The organism is Stenotrophomonas sp. YJH_SMC_6 (assembly GCF_059371335.1).
Genome location: NZ_JCAFUM010000017.1, coordinates 120,297 through 138,012 on the forward strand (window position 1 = coordinate 120,297; position 17,716 = coordinate 138,012).

Sequence of the window (17,716 nt, forward strand, 5' to 3'; positions counted from 1 at the left end):
ACTAACCTTGAAATGCGAAACCCCAGCGACGCGCGCGGTTTTGGCCTTGGCCGGCAAAGCCGCCGGCGGCGGATGGAGAACGACCGCGGCGATTGGGGCGACCGGCGGGTAGAGTCGACGGTTAGTCGACTATCGCGCGCAGCGCGGGCTTTTTCGGTGGCGTTGGGAAGAGCAGTCGACCAACAGTCGACTCTACCCCCTTCCCGCGGTTCCGCCATCCCATTCGGCCGTTCCATGTTCCGCGGTTCCGCCATCCCGTTCCGCCGTTCCATGTTCCGCGGTTCTGCCATCCCGTTCGGCCATTCCATGTTTCGACGTTTCCGCCGTTTCGCGGTTTGGCCGTCCCGGCGCCTACTTCAGGTTGCCCAGCATCCAGTCCACGGTGGCGTGGATCTGTTCCTCGGTCAGCGCCGGGTTGCCACCCTTGGGCGGCATGATGCCGCCATCCGGGCCGGTGTAGCCCTCGATGGCGTGCTTGTAGAGGGTGTCCTTGCCCTGCGCGATGCGCTTGTCCCAGTGCGAATGGTCCAGCGTCGGCGCCATGCCCACGCCAGTGGTGTGGCAGGCGGTGCACAGGTTGTCGAAGATGACCTTGCCGTCCTTGGTGCCGCCGTAGGCCACCTGCGAGGCGGCCTTGGCCAGCGCGGCGGCCTTGGCCGCAGCCTGCGCGGCGGCGCCGGTGCTGCCGGCATAGACCGCGCCGGTGGGCGAGATGCGCTGTTCGGTGCGCTTGGCCGCCGTCGGCGACACCTCGGGCGGAATCCGGGTGTGGATGTAGGCGGCTAGGAGGATGAGGCCGAGGGTGATGGTCGCCAGCAGCGCGATCACCATGGAGAAGCGTTTCAGGAACTCCAGATCGTAATTCCGCACTCTTCGTTACCCCTGGCTGATAGTCGTTGGACCACGGCTGAGCGACTGCGTGATGGACCGAGTATAGAACGCGCTTTGCGTGCGACAACAGGCGTCACTGCTGGTGCGGCGCAACATGCCGGGGGCTGGGGTCAGATCCCTTTGCGGCGCAGAAGGGATCTGACCCCAGCAACAGAAGCCGGCCAGCGGCCGGCTCTACCACGTTACCGGGCGCCGATCGCGCGCAGGCAGAAGCTGCAGATCGCATCCACCAGCGCGTCTTCGTCGCGGTGCGCTTCGCGGCTGGGTGCGGTCGGGCCGACCATCGCCTCGGTGAAGGCGCCGACCAGGCAGGCGGCGGCCACATGCGCGTCCTGCGCAGGCAGCTCACCGGCGGCCACGCCCTCCTCCACCAGCCGCAGGAAGACATCCCCAAAGGCACGACGGCCACGCATGCGTTCGGCTTCCACGTCCGGGTCGACCGGTTCGACGATGAAGGCATGCGCCAGCCCCGGCCCGGCCAGGGCGCGGCGAACGAAGGCGGTGATCGCCAGCCGCAGGCGCTCGCTGGCCACCTCCGGACCACTGGCGATGCGCTCCATGATCGCGACCTCGTGGGCCACCGCGGCGTTGAGCACCTCCACGAACAGCTCAGCCTTGGACGGGAAATGGCGATAGATCAGGCCAGTGGATACCCCCGCCTGGGTTGCCACGGCGGTCACCGGGGCGTTGCGCCAGCCGCCGGTGGCGACCAGCTCACGGGTGGCCAGCAGGATCCGTTCACGGGCCCCGGCCAGGCGTTCTTCCATCAGTGCAGAGCGTTTGTAGGCCATGTTTTGATTCTGGTTTCAATTTTTGAATTTGTATTCACTTCTTATCCGAACCCCGCTACGCTGGGGTCCAATCGCCCGTGCGGGCAGCGGTCCTGCAGACCGCCGCCCGCTCCCCCGCCGGGTGCGTCCATTTCCTGCCATCCCGTCGTGGAGCCACCACAATGCACGTGCCATCCCTGAACTTCGACCTTGGCGAAGACATCGACCTGCTGCGCCAGAGCGTGGCCCATTTTGCCGCCGCCGAGGTCGCACCGCTGGCCGCCGAGGCCGATGCCAGCAACCAGTTCCCGCTGGCCCTGTGGCCGAAGCTGGGCGAACAGGGCCTGCTCGGCCTCACCGTGGAAGAAGCATACGGCGGCACCGGCATGGGTTACCTGGCCCACGTGGTGGCGATGGAAGAAATCTCGCGTGCCTCCGGCGGCATTGGCCTGTCCTATGGCGCGCACTCCAACCTGTGCGTGAACCAGCTGCGCAAGAACGGCAACGAAGAACAGAAGCAGCGCTTCCTGCCGGGCCTGTGCAACGGCAGCCTGATCGGCGCGCTGGCGATGAGCGAGCCGGGTGCCGGTTCGGACGTGGTGTCGATGAAGCTGCGCGCCGACAAGCGCGGCGACCGCTACGTGCTCAACGGCAACAAGATGTGGATCACCAACGGCCCGGATGCCGACGTGCTGGTGGTCTATGCCAAGACCGACATGGACGCCGGCGCCAAGGGCATCACCGCGTTCCTGGTCGAGAAGGGCATGAAGGGCTTTTCCACCGCGCAGAAGCTGGACAAGCTGGGCATGCGCTCCTCGCCCACCTGCGAGCTGGTGTTCCAGGACTGCGAAGTGCCGGAAGAAAACGTGCTGGGCCAGGTTGGCGGTGGCGTGCGCGTGCTGATGTCCGGCCTGGACTACGAGCGCGTGGTGCTGTCCGGCGGCCCGCTGGGCCTGATGGCCGCGGCGATGGACGTGGTGATGCCGTACGTGCACGAGCGCCACCAGTTCGGTGAGGCGATCGGCAGCTTCCAGCTGATCCAGGCCAAGATCGCCGACATGTACGTCGGCCTGGGTGCCTGCCGCGCCTATGTCTATGCCGTGGCGCGCGCCTGCGACCAGGGCCGCACCACCCGCCAGGACGCCGCCGGTGCCATCCTGTACGCCGCCGAGAAGGCCACCTGGCTGACCGGCCAGGCGATCCAGATTCTGGGCGGCAACGGCTACATCAACGAATACCCGACCGGCCGCTTGTGGCGCGACGCCAAGCTGTATGAAATCGGCGCCGGCACCTCGGAGATCCGCCGCATGCTGATCGGCCGCGAACTGTTCCAGCGCACCCTGTAAGGCCACCGCGATGACCGTCCTGAACAGCCAGCTGCAACCGGGCAGCGATACCTTTGAAGCCAACCGCGCGGCCATGCAGGCCGTGGTCGACGATCTGCACGCCACCCTGGCGCGCACCGCGCTGGGTGGCAGCGAAGCCGCACGCGCCAAGCACACCGCACGCGGCAAGCTGCTGGTGCGTGACCGCATCGACGCCCTGCTCGACCCCGGCAGCGCCTTCCTCGAAATCGCGCCGCTGGCCGCGCATGGCATGTACGAAGACGCCGTGCCGGCCGCCGGCGTGGTGGCCGGCATCGGCCGGGTGAGCGGCGTGGAGTGCGTGATCGTGGCCAACGATGCCACGGTCAAGGGCGGTACCTACTACCCGATGACGGTGAAGAAGCACCTGCGCGCGCAGGAGATCGCAGAACAGAACCACCTGCCGTGCATCTACCTGGTCGATTCCGGTGGCGCGTTCCTGCCGCTGCAGGACGAAGTCTTCCCCGACCGCGACCATTTCGGCCGCATCTTCTACAACCAGGCCAACCTGTCGGCGCAGGGCATTCCGCAGATCGCCTGCGTGATGGGCAGCTGCACCGCTGGTGGCGCCTACGTGCCGGCGATGAGCGACGAGACGGTGATCGTGCGCGAACAGGGCACGATCTTCCTCGGCGGCCCGCCGCTGGTGAAGGCGGCCACCGGTGAAGTAGTGACCGCCGAGGAACTGGGCGGCGCCGACGTGCACACCCGCATATCCGGCGTGGCCGACCACATGGCTGACAACGATCTGCAGGCACTGGCACGGGTGCGTGCGATCATCGCGCAGCTGAACTGGCGCAAGCCGGAACCGGCGATGGCGGTGCAGGCCAGCGAAGAACCGCTGCTGCCGGCACACGAACTGTACGGCGTGATCCCGGCTGATACGCGCAAGCCCTACGACGTACGCGAGGTGATCGCGCGCCTGGTCGATGGCTCGCGCTTCGACGAATTCAAGCCGCGCTATGGCGCGACGCTGGTGACCGGCTTCGCCCATCTGAACGGCTACCCGATCGGCATCATCGCCAACAACGGCATCCTGTTCTCCGAGTCGGCGCTGAAGGGCGCGCACTTCATCGAGCTGTGCACCCAGCGCAACATTCCGCTGGTGTTCCTGCAGAACATCACCGGCTTCATGGTCGGCCGCAAGTACGAACAGGGCGGCATCGCCAAGGACGGCGCCAAGCTGGTGATGGCGGTGGCCTGCGCCAGGGTTCCCAAGTTCACCGTGGTGATCGGCGGTTCGTTCGGCGCCGGCAACTACGGCATGTGCGGCCGCGCGTACTCGCCGAACTTCCTGTGGATGTGGCCGAACGCACGCATCGGCGTGATGGGCGGCGAGCAGGCCGCCAGCGTGCTGGCCACGGTCAAGCGCGATGGCATCGAAGCCAAGGGCGGCCAGTGGCCGGCTGCGGAGGAAGACGCGTTCAAGGCGCCGATCCGCGACCAGTTCGAGCAGCAGGGCCACCCGTACTACGCCAGCGCGCGCCTGTGGGACGACGGCGTGATCGATCCGGCCGACACCCGCCGGGTGCTGGCCCTGGCGCTGTCGGCCAGCCTCAACGCCGCCCCGCAGCAGACGCGCTTCGGCGTGTTCCGCATGTAATCCATGCCATGACCGAGCACGCTCCCATGAAGCCCGTTGCCATGTTCACCAAAGTCCTGATCGCCAACCGTGGCGAAATCGCCTGTCGCGTCATCGCCACCTGCCGCCGCCTCGGCATCGCCACCGTGGCGGTGTACTCCGATGCCGACCGCAACGCGCGCCACGTGCGGCTGGCCGATGAAGCCATCCACATCGGCCCGGCTGCCGCGCGTGAGAGCTACCTGCGCGGCGATGCCCTGCTCGACGCCGCACGCACGACCGGCGCGCAGGCGATCCACCCCGGCTACGGCTTCCTGTCCGAGAATGCCGACTTCGCCGATGCCTGCGCCGCCGCCGGCATCACCTTCATCGGGCCGCCGGCCAGCGCCATCCGCGCGATGGGCGACAAGAGCGCGGCCAAGGCGCTGATGGCCAAGGCCGGCGTACCGCTGACCCCGGGCTACCACGGCGACCAGCAGGCACCGGACTTCCTGCGCACGCAGGCCGACGCCATCGGCTACCCGGTACTGATCAAGGCCAGCGCCGGTGGCGGTGGCAAGGGCATGCGCAAGGTCGAGCGCAGCGAGGACTTCGTCGATGCGCTGGCCAGCTGCCAGCGCGAGGCGGCCTCGGCGTTCGGCAACGACCACGTGCTGGTCGAGAAGTATGTCGAGCGCCCGCGCCATATCGAGATCCAGGTATTCGGCGACAGCCACGGTGACGCGGTGTACCTGTTCGAGCGCGACTGCTCGGTGCAGCGCCGCCACCAGAAGGTGCTGGAAGAAGCGCCGGCCCCGGGCATGAGCGCGGAACGTCGTGCTGCGATGGGCAAGGCGGCGGTCGATGCCGCGCGCGCGGTGGGCTATGAAGGTGCGGGCACGGTGGAGTTCATCGCCGGCCCGGACGGCGATTTCTACTTCATGGAAATGAACACCCGCCTGCAGGTCGAGCACCCGGTCACCGAGTACATCACCGGTACCGACCTGGTGGAATGGCAGCTGCGTGTGGCCTCGGGCCAGCCGCTGCCGCTGCGCCAGGAGCAGCTGGCCATCCACGGCCACGCGATCGAAGCGCGCCTGTATGCCGAAGATGCCGACCGTGGCTTCCTGCCCTCCACCGGCACCCTGCGCCGCCTGCGCCTGCCAATCCCGTCGGCCCATGTGCGCGTGGATACCGGCGTGGAGGAAGGCGACAGCATCACCCCGTACTACGACCCGATGATCGCCAAGCTGATCGTCTGGGACGTGGACCGCGATGCAGCGCTGCGCCGCATGAGCCAGGCGCTGGCCGACTGCCAGGTGGTAGGCGTGACCACCAATGCCGGCTTCCTGCGCCGGCTGGTGAATACCGATTCGTTCGCGCACGCCAGGCTGGATACCGCGCTGATCGAACGCGAACAGGCGGCATTGAGCGCAGTGGGCGACACGGATGATGCCCTGTGGCAGCTGGCCGCCGTGGCCGCGGTTGCTGGCACTGCCGGTGCCAGCACCGACGCGCGCGACCCGCATTCGCCATGGCAGGCCCAGGATGGCTGGCGCCTCGGCGCATCGGCACCGCGCGTGCTGCCGCTGCAGCAGGGCGAACGCAAGCACACGCTCAAAGTGTGGGCACAGGCCGATGGCTGGCGCGTGCAGCGCGATGACGCCGCGCCGGTTCAGGTGATCGGCACAGCCGATGCGCAGCATCTTACCGTGCAGCTGGGCGAACGCCGCTGGTCGCTGCAGCTGCTGCGCGACGGTGACCAGCTGTACCTGTTCGGCGCCGACGGCCAGCACCGCTTCACCCTGCACGATCCGGTGGGCGAATCGGACCACGCCGTGGCGGATGCCGGCAGCCTGCTGGCGCCGATGCCGGGCAAGATCGTCGCGACACTGGTCGCGGCCGGCACCGAGGTCAAGCGCGGCACGCCGCTGGTGGTGCTGGAAGCGATGAAGATGGAGCACACCCTGCAGGCACCGGCGGATGGGACGGTGAAGGGCTATCGCGCCAAGGCCGGCGACCAGGTGGGTGATGGCGCGGTACTGGTGGACTTCGAAGCGGCGTGATGCAGCAGAGGCCGCGCGGGGTCAGCCCGCGCGGTCTTCAAGGTTCCAGATCGTGCCTGCAGGGTCCAGCTCGCTGGTCGTCATCCGTGATGCACGCCATCCGAAACCGCAGACCGCGAGTACCCCCTCATTGATCGTGTCCAGGCCCAGGGCACGTTCGATGGGCTTTTCGTTGATCGCTGCAGTAATGAATGCTCCCAGGCCGGCATCCGTGGCCGCCAGGTACAGCGTCTGGGATAGATGTCCCGCCTCCATCGCGACAACCCGATAGCTTTTCCCATGCTGGCGATACTTCCAGTACGTCCTGTTGAAACGCGGGGCCAGGACCACCAGCACGTGCGCATCCGCGAACCAGTGCTGCTGCCCGACCATGGACATCACGAAGTCGCGATCGATGGCCACGGGGCAATCAACCGGCATCAGTCCGTGGCCCTGCGCTCGATAGAGGTACATGCCCGCGGCAAGTCCATCGACATTGCGCACCAGCACGTAGGCTTCGACAGGATGCAGTCCACCGCCCGAAGGGACGTTCTTCTTCAGGAACACCAGATCATCGCCTTCGCGCTGGCAGCTGCTGCTGCCGAATGCCCGTTGCAGCATCTGGCTCAGCAGGGACAGCGGCAGTGATCGGGTGACATCGAAGTTCCGGCAGGTGACGCGCCGCGCCAGCAGTGCGTCGAAATCGTTGGACTGCTGAGGCGGCAGTGGTACCAACCCAGCGTCGGCAGCGGCAGCGTGCGGTGGCGGCGGTCCCAACGTCCTGCGCATCTGCGAGGCCGTTTCGATCTGTGATTCACGCATGTTGCGAACGGCGTCAACATCCTCCCAGCGTGAGAAGGCATGCATGACCGCAGCCAGGGGATGCCAATGCGTTGCACGCAGCCGCTCGTCACGAGCGGCAACATCGTCATCCTGCCCCCGGGTCAACACCAGGCCACTGGCGATCAGCAGGTCCATCGCGGGTGAACAGGCCTCCCCTGCCTCAAGCGTGGTCCATGCACTTGGGCTCAGGCTTCCCAGCAGTGCCTGTGCCGCAGCGTCCAGCACCACCGGTCCATCCAGGTGGGGGGCGAGTGCCTCCCAGGCAAGCGTGCGCACCAGCCCATCACCACCGCGCAGCAGGCCCTCAAACTCGAACCGGATCTGCTCGGTGGGCTGTACCACTACGATCGCGCAGCGCCTGACATCCATCGGATCAGCCCTTCCTTCATCGTGAATCCACGTTATCGAACCGCCACCCGATTCCTTTACATCTCCCGCTCTACCCTCTCAAGAACCGCTTTGCCAAGCCGACATCACCACTGCCCCTCGACACTCCATGGATGCAGGACACAATGCCCACGTTGACGCTCTCGCTGCCGGTCGCAAGGACGCTGGTTCAGCGCCTCGCCACCGATGACACCTTCCGCCAGCTCTTCGCCACCGACACGGCTGCCGCGATACTGCTGGCTGGACACGTTCCATCCAACCCGGCTGACCTTCAGCAGTTCGTCCAGGATTGCTGCAAGAACATCTGCCTGGCGGAGAAAGACGTCATCGCACAGGCCGAAGAGCAGATCATCGCCATGCTGACCAGTGGTACCGGCTACTCCGTGCCGATGCTTGAGGACGGTTACGGCTCGCCGCGCACGCTGCGCTGAGGCATCGAGGCCATGGTGTCGGCAGCCTCGATTGCCGGCGCCGCCATGAGCCTCCGCACATCCACTACGTTAAGCGCCTGCAGGCAGAAGCTGCATTGCGCTTCTGCATATGCAAATCCGGGGCGATCACGCAGCCAACGCGTCTGCTCCTGGGCAACATCCTTCAGGCCCGCCTCCAGCGCCAGGTCACGCACTGCCAGCCGCACCTGCAGGCGTGGCTGCTTCTTCAGCAGCGGTACGAGCAGGTCCAGCCCGGCCTGGGGCCGGCCCTCATGCTGCATCATCCGCCCGGCCAACAGGGTGACGTACTGGCGCAACACGCTGCTGTCAGGGAGATCCTGAAGCGCGTTCATCCGGGCCTGGACCGCCTTGGCCGGTGCGGCATCGCCCAGTCTCAGTGCCAGCAAGGCTGCTGCGTGTGCTGCAACCAGGCGATCCACTACCTCCACCGCGGGTTCGCCGCTCAGCTCTGCGAACGGCGCGGTCGCGGCCACGCGCGCCACCATCAGCGCCTTCGACCTTCTGCCGGCCATCATGTAGGCGACGGCCAGGGGCATGTCGAAGTTGTACCGATCCATGCCCTGGCGCTGTCCGGCAAGCATCCTTCCCTGTTCGGCGAGCTTGATGGCGCCCTCGACATCGCCTTGGTCAAGCGCAATCGTGGTAGCGAAATTGCCAGCATGGAAGTTGCCTGGATCGATCCGCCCAAGCAGCGCATTGGCCTTCTCGAACTCGGAACGCGCTGCCGCCACCGTCGCCTGGCGCATCAATGCACCTTCCCAACCATTGCCGGCGGCACGGCTGAACGCGATGTCAGCCTCTGCATAGCGCTCGCTGGCCAGCAAGGCGCGGCCGTACTGGTCCTGCGCGATCTCAGGCAGCTCGACCCTGCTTTGTGCAACACGCCTGGAAAGCGCCAGGGCCTCGGCAAGGCGGTTCTCGTGGAAAAGATTCAGACCGGCGTTGTAGCTTGCAGGCATGTAATCCGGATACAGCTCCGCCATGCGCGCCCAGCCATCGGTGGCGCGATCCGGATCACTGATCTGCAGCGCCCAGTTCTGCACGTACAGGCGCTCGCGCGGCGTAAGGTGCCCTGATCGACGGTCGGCCTCTGCCAGCAGACGCCGGGCATCGCGGTAATTCATCATGGCGAAGCGACAGCGGGCTTGGCCCAGCCATGCCAGGGCGAACTCAGGATCGACCTCGATCGCCTGCCCGAAGAACGCCATCGCGCCGTTGAAATCTCCTCGGCTGTAGCGCTTCTGGCCCAAGGCAAACGCACGCAACGCATCCATGCTGCCCGTGGTCACCTCCGGCAGGGATTGGCTGTCGCGCTGGATCAATGCGGGCTCTTCGCCCAGGCGATCGCGCAGCTGGCGCGAAACATCGTCCACTGCCGCCAGTACCGCACCGGCCTTCGCATCGGCGGATACCACGGCCAGGGTGCGCAGCGTCGACGGCTCGACCACCTCCACGCTGAAGCGGGTTCGGCCGCCGACATCGGTCGCCGATGGCACGAACACCAGGCGGGCGCCCGTGCGCACCGCCACAGCGGCGGCATCGCGACGTTCACGGACACCGCGATCCGGCGGTTTCCGCATCATCTCAAGGGTGCGGCCGACGCGGTCGTCACTGACGACGTTGACGTAGCGGGACTGCTCGAGACTGATCCGGAACGCCTGGTCCAGGGCGTCGTCGAGCAGTCGATTGCCGGTGAGGTTATGCAGCCCGCCGAGCACCACCCAGTCGCGTTCGGCGAACGCGATGGCCGGCTGTGGCCGGGTCAGCAACCAGACGCCAAGCACCGCGGCCAGCAGCACGGCGGCCTGCGCCGCCATCGCCAGCGGACGGCGCCACAACGGAAGATCACGCCGGGCCTTGGCCGTGTGCCGCAGCCGCCCCGGCGTGGGCATGCCCGCCGCCTGCACGCCGTAGACTTCGGCTGGCTGGCTCACGCCCTTGAAGCGCCATCGCCCGAACGACCGCCATTGCAGGCCTTCAGCCATCGCGCCCAGCGACCCACTGGAGCGACGCACGATGGATTCGGCCACCGCCGAAAGCAGGATCTGGCCCGGGCGTGCCAACTGCATCAGGCGCGCCGCCGTCGGCTTGGCCAGGCCTTCGACTTCAATCGCCTTGGCGCCAGCCCGCACTGCCTCGGCGCTGTTCTCCCAGGTCAGCACATCGCCCACATGCAGACCGGCCCGCGCCTGCAGATGGATCTCGTGTCTCTGCCCCAGCGGCTGCAGACCACGCTGGTAATCCAATGCGAAGCCAAGCGCGTCGATCGGGCGCTCGAACAGCATGAACAGCCCGTCGGAGCGATCGATCAGCTGGCCGTTCCAGCGCTGCTGCAGCGCCAGCACCAGGCGGTCGTGTTCCTGGAACAGTTCGGCGGCAGCGACATCGCCGATGCGTTCGACCAGCAGCAGCGAGTCACACAGGTCGGTGAACAGCAGGGCGCGCAGTTGCTGGTTGTGCGGCGCCGACGTTCCGTTGTCGCCATTCATCGCCTATGTCTCCCGATCTAGGGTGAGTCCACTGCGTCTGCCCAACGCAGGCAGTTGCCACCATCACGCTTGGCCTGGTACAGCGCACGATCCGCGCTGGCGTACCACTCGCTCCAGCCCGCATGCGGGTCCAGCAGGCTGGCGCCGATGCTGACCAGGCTGACGTGCGGCGTGCCGTGGCTGCGCTCGAGCAGGCCGTGTACCGCGCTGAGGATGAACTCTGCCGCGTGCTGCACGATCTCGTGGTTGCCACGACGCAGGATCAGGCAGAACTCGTCACCGCCGAGCCGGCAGGCCAGGTCCTGCTCACCGGCCATCGAGCGCAGGATGTTGCCCATGCTCTGCAGCACGCGATCGCCGGCCTGGTGGCCATGGCGGTCATTGATCTGCTTGAAGCGGTCGCAGTCGATGAGCAGCAGCGCCTGCGGCAGCCCACTGCCATCGGCGCGGCATTCCTGCAGGTACAGGGTGAGGCCACGGCGGTTGTGCAGCCCGGTCAGTTCATCGGTACGCACCAGTTCACGGGTGTGGGTCAGCTGGTGGGTAGTGATGTACAGATTGTCCAGCGCGGTTTCCAGATCATGGTTGCGCCGGCGCAGCTGGCTGATCAGCGCCTGTTCGTTGGTCAGCACGCGCATGATCGTGCGGCGCAGGAAGTAGGCGACCAGGCCCGGATCGGATTCCACCAGACGATGGAAGTCGGCGGGCCCCAGCTCAAGCACCTCGCAGTCCACCAGGGCGCGCGCACTGGCGCTGCGCGGGTGATCACCCACCAGCAGGCCCAGCTCACCGAAGAACTCCTGCTGCCCGAGGGTCTTGATCACCAGGTCCTCGCCGAAATCCAGTTCGATCTGGCCTTCCAGGATCACGTACATGCGCTCGCCACGGTGGCCACGCTGGAACAGCCACTGCCCGGCATGAAGCTTGCGTGGACGGGCAAATCTGGCGAACAATGCGACCTCGGCATCGGACAGCAGCGCATGCACGATCTCGGCCATCGCCACCCGGGCGATACCTGACGTCACATCACTGTTCTCGGCCGCACCCCTGCCGGTCATTCCCTGCACCCGCCGCCAGCGTCCCCTGGTGAGCCGCGGAGCATAGCACCGCTTTAAAATGTGCGCCCTATCTCATTTTGAGCCTTGTAGTCCGCTTTCCCGATGTGAAGGCGCACGGTGGCCGTTCTGCCCGCCACGGTCCAAGGAAAAGTCGTTCCGGATCAATCTGATGGCCACCTTCACAGGGTTTCGGCCAAGTTGCCGGACTGTGGGGTGCGCTGGATTGACGCTGCATGCGTTCATCGCGTTTCCATCGATACAACAACGCCGGCAGGTCCCCCGACCGGCCGGCGTTGCCTGGCCCTTCCCTGGCCACCCTGATCGGATTCGCGCCCACGGTAGAGCCGGCCGCTGGCGGGCTTCTCCATAGTGCCCGAAGGCGCACGTGGGTGCCGGCCGGCGGCCGGGCACTACCGCATCACGCAGCGCGTTCGCTGCGCCCGCCGTGGAACTGCTCTTCTTCGGTCGAGCCGGTCAACGCGGTGGTCGAGGACTGGCCCTGCTGGATCGCCTGGGTGACGGCATCGAAGTAGCCGGTGCCAACCTCGCGCTGGTGCTTGACCGCGGTGAAGCCGCGCTCGGCGGCTTCGAACTCGGCTTCCTGCAGTTCCACGAACGCGCTCATCTGGCGGCGTGCGTAGCCGTGGGCCAGATTGAACATGCCGTAGTTCAGCGCGTGGAAGCCGGCCAGGGTGATGAACTGGAACTTGTAGCCAAAGCTGCCCAGCTCACGCTGGAACTTCGCGATGGTGGCGTCGTCCAGGTTCTTCTTCCAGTTGAAGCTGGGCGAGCAGTTGTAGGCCAGCAGCTTGCCCGGGAACTTCGCATGGATCGCCTCGGCGAACCTGCGTGCGAATTCCAGGTCCGGCTTGCCGGTCTCGCACCACACCAGGTCGGCGTAGGGCGCGTAGGCCAGGCCACGGCTGATCGCCTGGTCCAGGCCATTGCGGGTCTTGTAGAAGCCCTCGACGGTGCGCTCGCCAGTGGTGAACGGGCGGTCGTTGCCGTCGATGTCACTGGTCAGCAGATCCGCGGCCTCGGCATCGGTGCGCGCGACCAGCAGGGTCGGCACGCCCAGCACGTCGGCTGCCAGGCGTGCGGCGTTGAGCTTCTCGATGGCCTCGCGGGTCGGCACCAGCACCTTGCCGCCCATGTGGCCGCACTTCTTCACCGACGCCAGCTGGTCTTCGAAATGCACGCCGGCGGCGCCGGCCTCGATCATCGCCTTCATCAGTTCGAAGGCGTTGAGTACGCCGCCGAAACCGGCTTCGGCGTCGGCCACGATCGGCTGCAGGAAGTCGATGTCATCCTTGCCTTCGGCGTGGTGCAGCTGATCGGCACGCAGCAGCGTGTTGTTGATGCGCTTGACCACCGCCGGCACCGAATCGGCCGGGTACAGCGACTGGTCCGGATACATCTGGCCGGCCAGGTTGGCGTCGGCCGCCACCTGCCAGCCGGACAGGTAGATCGCCTTCAGCCCGGCCTTGACCTGCTGCATGGCCTGGTTGCCGGTCAGTGCACCCAGCGCGTTGACGAACTCGCGCTCATGCAGCGATGCCCACAGCTTCTCCGCACCCAGGCGGGCCAGCGAATGCTCGATGTGGACGGTGCCGCGCAGGCGCACCACGTCGGCGGCGCTGTAGTTGCGCTGGATGCCTTCCCAACGCGGGTTGGTATCCCAGTCGTGCTGGATCTGTTCGGCAGTGGGCAGCTTGCTCATGTCTTTCTCCAGTTCGGTTCGTGCGTGCAACGGGGAGGGAAACGGCGGGTTTGCGGGCAGTCGGTCAGTCGATGCGCGCGTAGGCCGGCAGGGTCAGGAAATCGGTCAGTTCGTCGCTGCGGCTCAGTTCGCCGAGCAGGGCGATGGCCTCGCCGATGCGTGCGCCACCGGGCAGCGCGGCGGTATCGCCCAGCCGTGCCGGCAGCTGCGAGAGGGTGGAATCCAGCAGCGCGAGGTCGATCGCGGTGCCGTCGTCCAGCTGCTGGCCCGGCGTGTGCAGCCACTGCCACAGCTGGCTGCGACTGATCTCGGCGGTGGCCGCATCCTCCATCAGGTGGTGGATCGGCACGCAGCCATTGCCATCCAGCCAAGCGGCCAGGTAGCGCACGCAGACTTCCACGTTGCCTTCGAAACCGGCGCGGGTGATGGTGCCCGGCGGCCGTGCGATCAGTTCGTCGCGGCCGACGCGCACGTCCTGGCGCAGCACGCTGTGCTGGTTCGCACCGGGCATGTGTTCGTCGAAGATCGCCATCGCCACCGGAATCAGCGCCGGGTGCGCAACCCAGGTGCCGTCATGGCCGGCGGTGACTTCGCGCAGCTTGTCGGCGCGCACGCGGGCCATCGCCTGTTCGTTGGCGGCGGCATCGTTGTTGATCGGAATCTGCGCGGCCATGCCGCCCATCGCATGCGCACCGCGGCGGTGGCAGGTCTGGATCAGCAGTTCCGAATAGGCCTTCAGGAACGGCTGGGTCATGGTCACCTGGCCGCGTTCGGGCAGCACGCGGTCGGCGTGGCGGCGGAAGGTCTTCAGGTACGAGAAGATGTAGTCCCAGCGCCCGCAGTTCAGGCCGACGATGCGGTCACGCAGCGCGTGCAGGATCTCGTCCATCTCGAACACCGCCGGCAGCGTTTCGATCAGCACCGTCACCTTGATCTGGCCATGCGGCAGGCCGAGCATGCCTTCGATGTGCGACAGCGCGGTCTCCCACAGCGCCGCCTCTTCCATGCTCTGCAGCTTGGGCAGGTAGAAGTACGGGCCGCGGTCTTTCGCCTGCAGGGTGCGGGCGTTGTGGAAGGCGAACACCGCCGCGTCGAACAGGCCACCGGCCAGCGGCTGGCCGTCGATGGCCACGTGCTTTTCGTCCAGGTGCCAGCCGCGCGGTCGCACGATCAGCACCGCCTGCTCGTCGTACGGGCGCAGGCTGTAGTGCTTGCCATTTGCAGCGGTGAATTGCAGATCACCGCGCACCGCCGCCGCCAGCGACTGCTGGCCGGCCAGCAGGTTGCGCCAGGTCGGCGAGGTCGAATCCTCGAAGTCGGCCATGAACACCTTGGCGCCGGAGTTCAGCGCGTTGATGACCATCTTCGGGTCGGTCGGGCCGGTGATCTCGACGCGGCGGTCCTGCAGCGCGGCCGGCAGCGGGGCAACGCGCCAGTCGCCGTTGCGGATCGCGGTGGTGTCTTCGCGGAAGTCCGGCAGGCCGCCCTGGTCGAAGAACGCCTGGCGCTCGCGGCGGGCCTGCAGCCGTGCCTGCCGGCCCGGTTCCACCGCACGGTGCAGCGACACCAGCAGGGCCAGCAGCGGCGCCGGCAGCAGGGTGTCCTGGCCGGCCACGCGGGTCGCCAGGGCGATGCCGGGGGTAGCCTTGCTGGCAGGGGTGGGAACAGCGGAAGCGACGGCGGACATGGGGCGACTCCAGCGGTGGGGGAACGACTCCACGGTGCCGCTGGGCCGGAGTATTTGGCAAAACAGTTTTTGCAATGTTCTACATAAGTTGTGCTAATACTCGTGACACGATGAGCACACGCACCCCGCCAAGTCCGCGTTTTTCCTACAAATCCGACCGGCTGAAGCCGCTGCGCGCGTTCTGCCAGACCGTGCGCCTGGGTTCGGTCTCACGGGCGGCTGAGGCACTTTTCGTCAGCCAGCCGGCGATCAGCCTTCAGTTGCAGGCGCTGGAGCGGGAGCTGGGGGTGCCGCTGTTCGAGCGCAGCGGGCGGCGCCTGGTGCCCAGCCGCGAGGGCCAGCTGCTGTATGAAATGGCGCAACCACTGGTGGAAAACCTGGACGGGCTGGAGGCGCGCTTCCGCGACAAGGTGCGCGGCCTGGATGCGGGCGAACTGAACATCGCCGCCAACAGTTCCACCATCCTCTACCTGCTGCCGAAGATCGTCGAACGCTTCCGCCTGCATCACCCGGACGTGCGTCTGACCCTGCACAACGCGATCAGCGCCGACGGCACCGACCTGCTGCGCGAGGATGCCGCCGACCTGGCGATCGGTTCGATGACCGATGTGCCGGCCGACCTGAGCTACGCCCCGGCCTACCGCTTCGAGCAGGTGCTGATCGCACCGCACGATCATCCGCTGGCCAGTGGCGGCGAGCTGGAGCTGGCCGACATCGCGCGCTATCCGCTGGTACTGCCGCCGAAGCGGCAGATCACCTACCGCCTGGTGGACCAGGTGTTCCAGCGCCACCGCATCGCCTACACCGTGGCACTGGAGGTCGGCGGCTGGGAGGTGATCAAGCAGTACGTGGCGATGGGCATGGGCATTTCGATCGTGCCGGCGCTGTGCCTGAACGAGGCCGACCGCGAGCGGTTGGCGGCGCGGTCGATGAAGCGCTGGTTCCCGGAACGCAGTTACGGGGTGATCGTGCGCCGGGGCAAGGCGCTGTCGGCGCAGGCGCGGGCGTTCATCGAGCTGATCCAGCCGGAGTTGTTCAGCCCGCGCGATTACGACCAGAGCGGGCATTCGGAGCGGTGAGGGGTGTTCTGGTTTGCAGGGCTGCCGCCCTGCACCTGCGGTAGTGCCGGCCGCTGGCCGGCAACCTCAAAAGCAACAGCGGGCATTCCGTGGGATGGCGGGGTGGGTCCGGTTGCGGGGGACGCCGTAAACCCGTCCATGAAGTGACCCCCGAGACTTGGTCGCGGCATCCGTGCCGCTCACACCCCCGCAACCGGACCCACCCCGCCTTCGACAGTTGGTTGCTGCTGTTGGTGCCAGCTGCTGTTGGTGGGTGCCGACCGTTGGTCGGCACGGGATCGGATCCCATCTCTGATTCATTTCCGGCTGACGATGAATAAACTGGCCCCATGTCCATCGAACTCCGCCACCTGCGCTACTTCCTCGCTGTCGCCGATACGCTGCACTTCGGCCAGGCGGCGGAGCGGCTGGGCATGTCGCAGCCGCCGCTCAGCCAGCAGATCCGCCAGCTGGAGGACCTGATCGGTGCGCGCCTGTTCGTGCGCAGCCACCGTCGTGTGCAGCTGACGCCTGCGGGCGAGCTGCTGCAGGAACGTGCACGCGCCATCGTGCAGCAGGTGGAAGCGGCGGTGGACGAGGTACAGCGCGCGCAGCGCGGCGAGCAGGGTGAACTGCACATCGGCCTGACCCGCGCCACGCCGCTGTCGCCGCAGATTCCGCGTTCGATCCTGCATTACCGCCAGCAGTATCCGCAGGTGCGGCTGCAGCTGAGCGAGATGAACACCCTGCAGCAGATCGACGCGCTGCTCGACGGGTCACTGGACGTGGGCATCATCCGCAAGCGTGCGCTGCCACCGGAACTGGTGGCGCACAGCCTGTTCGTCGATCCGCTGGCGTTGATCGTGCATGCCGACCATCCTGCCCTGCACAGACTGTCGAAGCAGGGCACGCTGTCGCTGCGCGACTTCGCGCAGGAGCCATTCGTGGCGTTCCGCCGCAGTGCCGGTGCGGGCATCCACGACCACATGATCGCGTTGTGCGCGGCTGCCGGATTCACACCGCGCATCGTGCAGGAGGCGGGTGAAGCCTCGACGCTGATCAGCCTGGCCGCCGCAGGCCTGGGCGCCGCGATCCTGCCGTCTTCGTGCGATCACATCCGGGTGGAAGGATCGCGCTTCGTGGCGCTGGCCGATGCCGGTGCCCATTCGGAAGTGCAGCTGGCGTGGCATCGCGAACGGGTAACCCCGTTGATCCGCAATTTCGCCACGCTGCTGCGCGGGGCATTCGCCGGTAGAGTCGACTGTTAGTTGTGATCTCTCTGTACGTTGTTCATCCGGGACATCTTTGGAAAATGGTGGTTACCACACCTCTCCAGACCCCAAAGAGCCCGGATGAACCACCATAAAAATGCCCGTTTGACCGTCCATAGT

General features: G+C 66.8%; 13 protein-coding genes. 6 read left to right on the forward strand and 7 right to left on the reverse strand.

Annotated elements, in window-relative coordinates:
• Positions 1–351 precede the first annotated feature (351 nt).
• Positions 352–870, reverse strand: a complete 519-nt coding sequence (locus AC5P9N_RS19205) for a c-type cytochrome (protein WP_005407662.1) — start codon at positions 868–870, stop codon at positions 352–354.
• Positions 871–1,073: 203 nt separating this feature from the next.
• The gene (locus AC5P9N_RS19210; RefSeq protein WP_005407661.1) at positions 1,074–1,682 is read right to left on the reverse strand and encodes a TetR/AcrR family transcriptional regulator; all 609 of its coding nucleotides are present in this window, start codon (positions 1,680–1,682) and stop codon (positions 1,074–1,076) included.
• 161 nt (positions 1,683–1,843) lie between these two features.
• Here AC5P9N_RS19210 and AC5P9N_RS19215 point away from each other — a divergent pair, with 161 nt between their 5' ends.
• The 3 genes from AC5P9N_RS19215 to AC5P9N_RS19225 are packed head-to-tail and all read left to right on the forward strand — an operon-like array spanning position 1,844 to position 6,652.
• Positions 1,844–3,007 carry an isovaleryl-CoA dehydrogenase gene (locus AC5P9N_RS19215; RefSeq protein ID WP_099484581.1) on the forward strand — a complete coding sequence of 388 codons (1,164 nt, stop codon included), beginning with the start codon at positions 1,844–1,846 and terminating at the stop codon, positions 3,005–3,007.
• A 10-nt stretch (positions 3,008–3,017) separates the two neighbouring features.
• Positions 3,018–4,628 (forward strand): carboxyl transferase domain-containing protein, encoded by a 1,611-nt coding sequence (locus AC5P9N_RS19220; RefSeq protein ID WP_005407659.1) that lies wholly within the window; start codon positions 3,018–3,020, stop codon positions 4,626–4,628.
• 8 nt (positions 4,629–4,636) lie between these two features.
• Entirely contained in the window at positions 4,637–6,652 is a 2,016-nt protein-coding gene (locus AC5P9N_RS19225; protein ID WP_414489031.1) for an acetyl-CoA carboxylase biotin carboxylase subunit, read from the forward strand.
• A gap of 21 nt (positions 6,653–6,673) precedes the next feature.
• Here the strand turns inward: AC5P9N_RS19225 and AC5P9N_RS19230 are convergent, their stop codons facing one another.
• A complete protein-coding gene (locus tag AC5P9N_RS19230; RefSeq protein WP_044569369.1) occupies positions 6,674–7,843 on the reverse strand; it encodes a putative peptide maturation dehydrogenase in 1,170 nt (389 codons plus the stop codon).
• 143 nt (positions 7,844–7,986) lie between these two features.
• Between AC5P9N_RS19230 and AC5P9N_RS19235 the strand changes: the two genes are divergently transcribed.
• Entirely contained in the window at positions 7,987–8,292 is a 306-nt protein-coding gene (locus tag AC5P9N_RS19235; protein WP_005407656.1) for an NHLP-related RiPP peptide, read from the forward strand.
• Here the strand turns inward: AC5P9N_RS19235 and AC5P9N_RS19240 are convergent.
• The 4 genes from AC5P9N_RS19240 to aceB all read right to left on the reverse strand — a co-directional run bounded on the left by AC5P9N_RS19240 (position 8,265) and on the right by aceB (position 15,267).
• Positions 8,265–10,802: a putative peptide modification system cyclase gene (locus AC5P9N_RS19240; RefSeq protein ID WP_099484583.1), complete on the reverse strand. Its 2,538-nt coding sequence runs from the start codon at positions 10,800–10,802 to the stop codon at positions 8,265–8,267. The genes AC5P9N_RS19235 and AC5P9N_RS19240 overlap by 28 nt on opposite strands.
• Positions 10,803–10,819: 17 nt before the next feature.
• Positions 10,820–11,860, reverse strand: a complete 1,041-nt coding sequence (locus AC5P9N_RS19245) for a GGDEF domain-containing protein (RefSeq protein WP_099484584.1) — start codon at positions 11,858–11,860, stop codon at positions 10,820–10,822.
• A 418-nt stretch (positions 11,861–12,278) separates the two neighbouring features.
• A complete protein-coding gene (gene aceA, locus AC5P9N_RS19250) occupies positions 12,279–13,580 on the reverse strand; it encodes an isocitrate lyase (protein ID WP_099484585.1) in 1,302 nt (433 codons plus the stop codon).
• A 64-nt stretch (positions 13,581–13,644) separates the two neighbouring features.
• Entirely contained in the window at positions 13,645–15,267 is a 1,623-nt protein-coding gene (gene aceB / locus AC5P9N_RS19255) for a malate synthase A (RefSeq protein WP_033833256.1), read from the reverse strand.
• Positions 15,268–15,377: 110 nt separating this feature from the next.
• On the opposite strand from aceB, the gene AC5P9N_RS19260 reads away from it, so the two are divergent.
• Positions 15,378–16,346 carry a LysR family transcriptional regulator gene (locus AC5P9N_RS19260; protein WP_005407651.1) on the forward strand — a complete coding sequence of 323 codons (969 nt, stop codon included), beginning with the start codon at positions 15,378–15,380 and terminating at the stop codon, positions 16,344–16,346.
• 329 nt (positions 16,347–16,675) lie between these two features.
• Positions 16,676–17,593 carry a LysR family transcriptional regulator gene (locus AC5P9N_RS19265; RefSeq protein WP_099484587.1) on the forward strand — a complete coding sequence of 306 codons (918 nt, stop codon included), beginning with the start codon at positions 16,676–16,678 and terminating at the stop codon, positions 17,591–17,593.
• Positions 17,594–17,716: the final 123 nt, after the last annotated feature.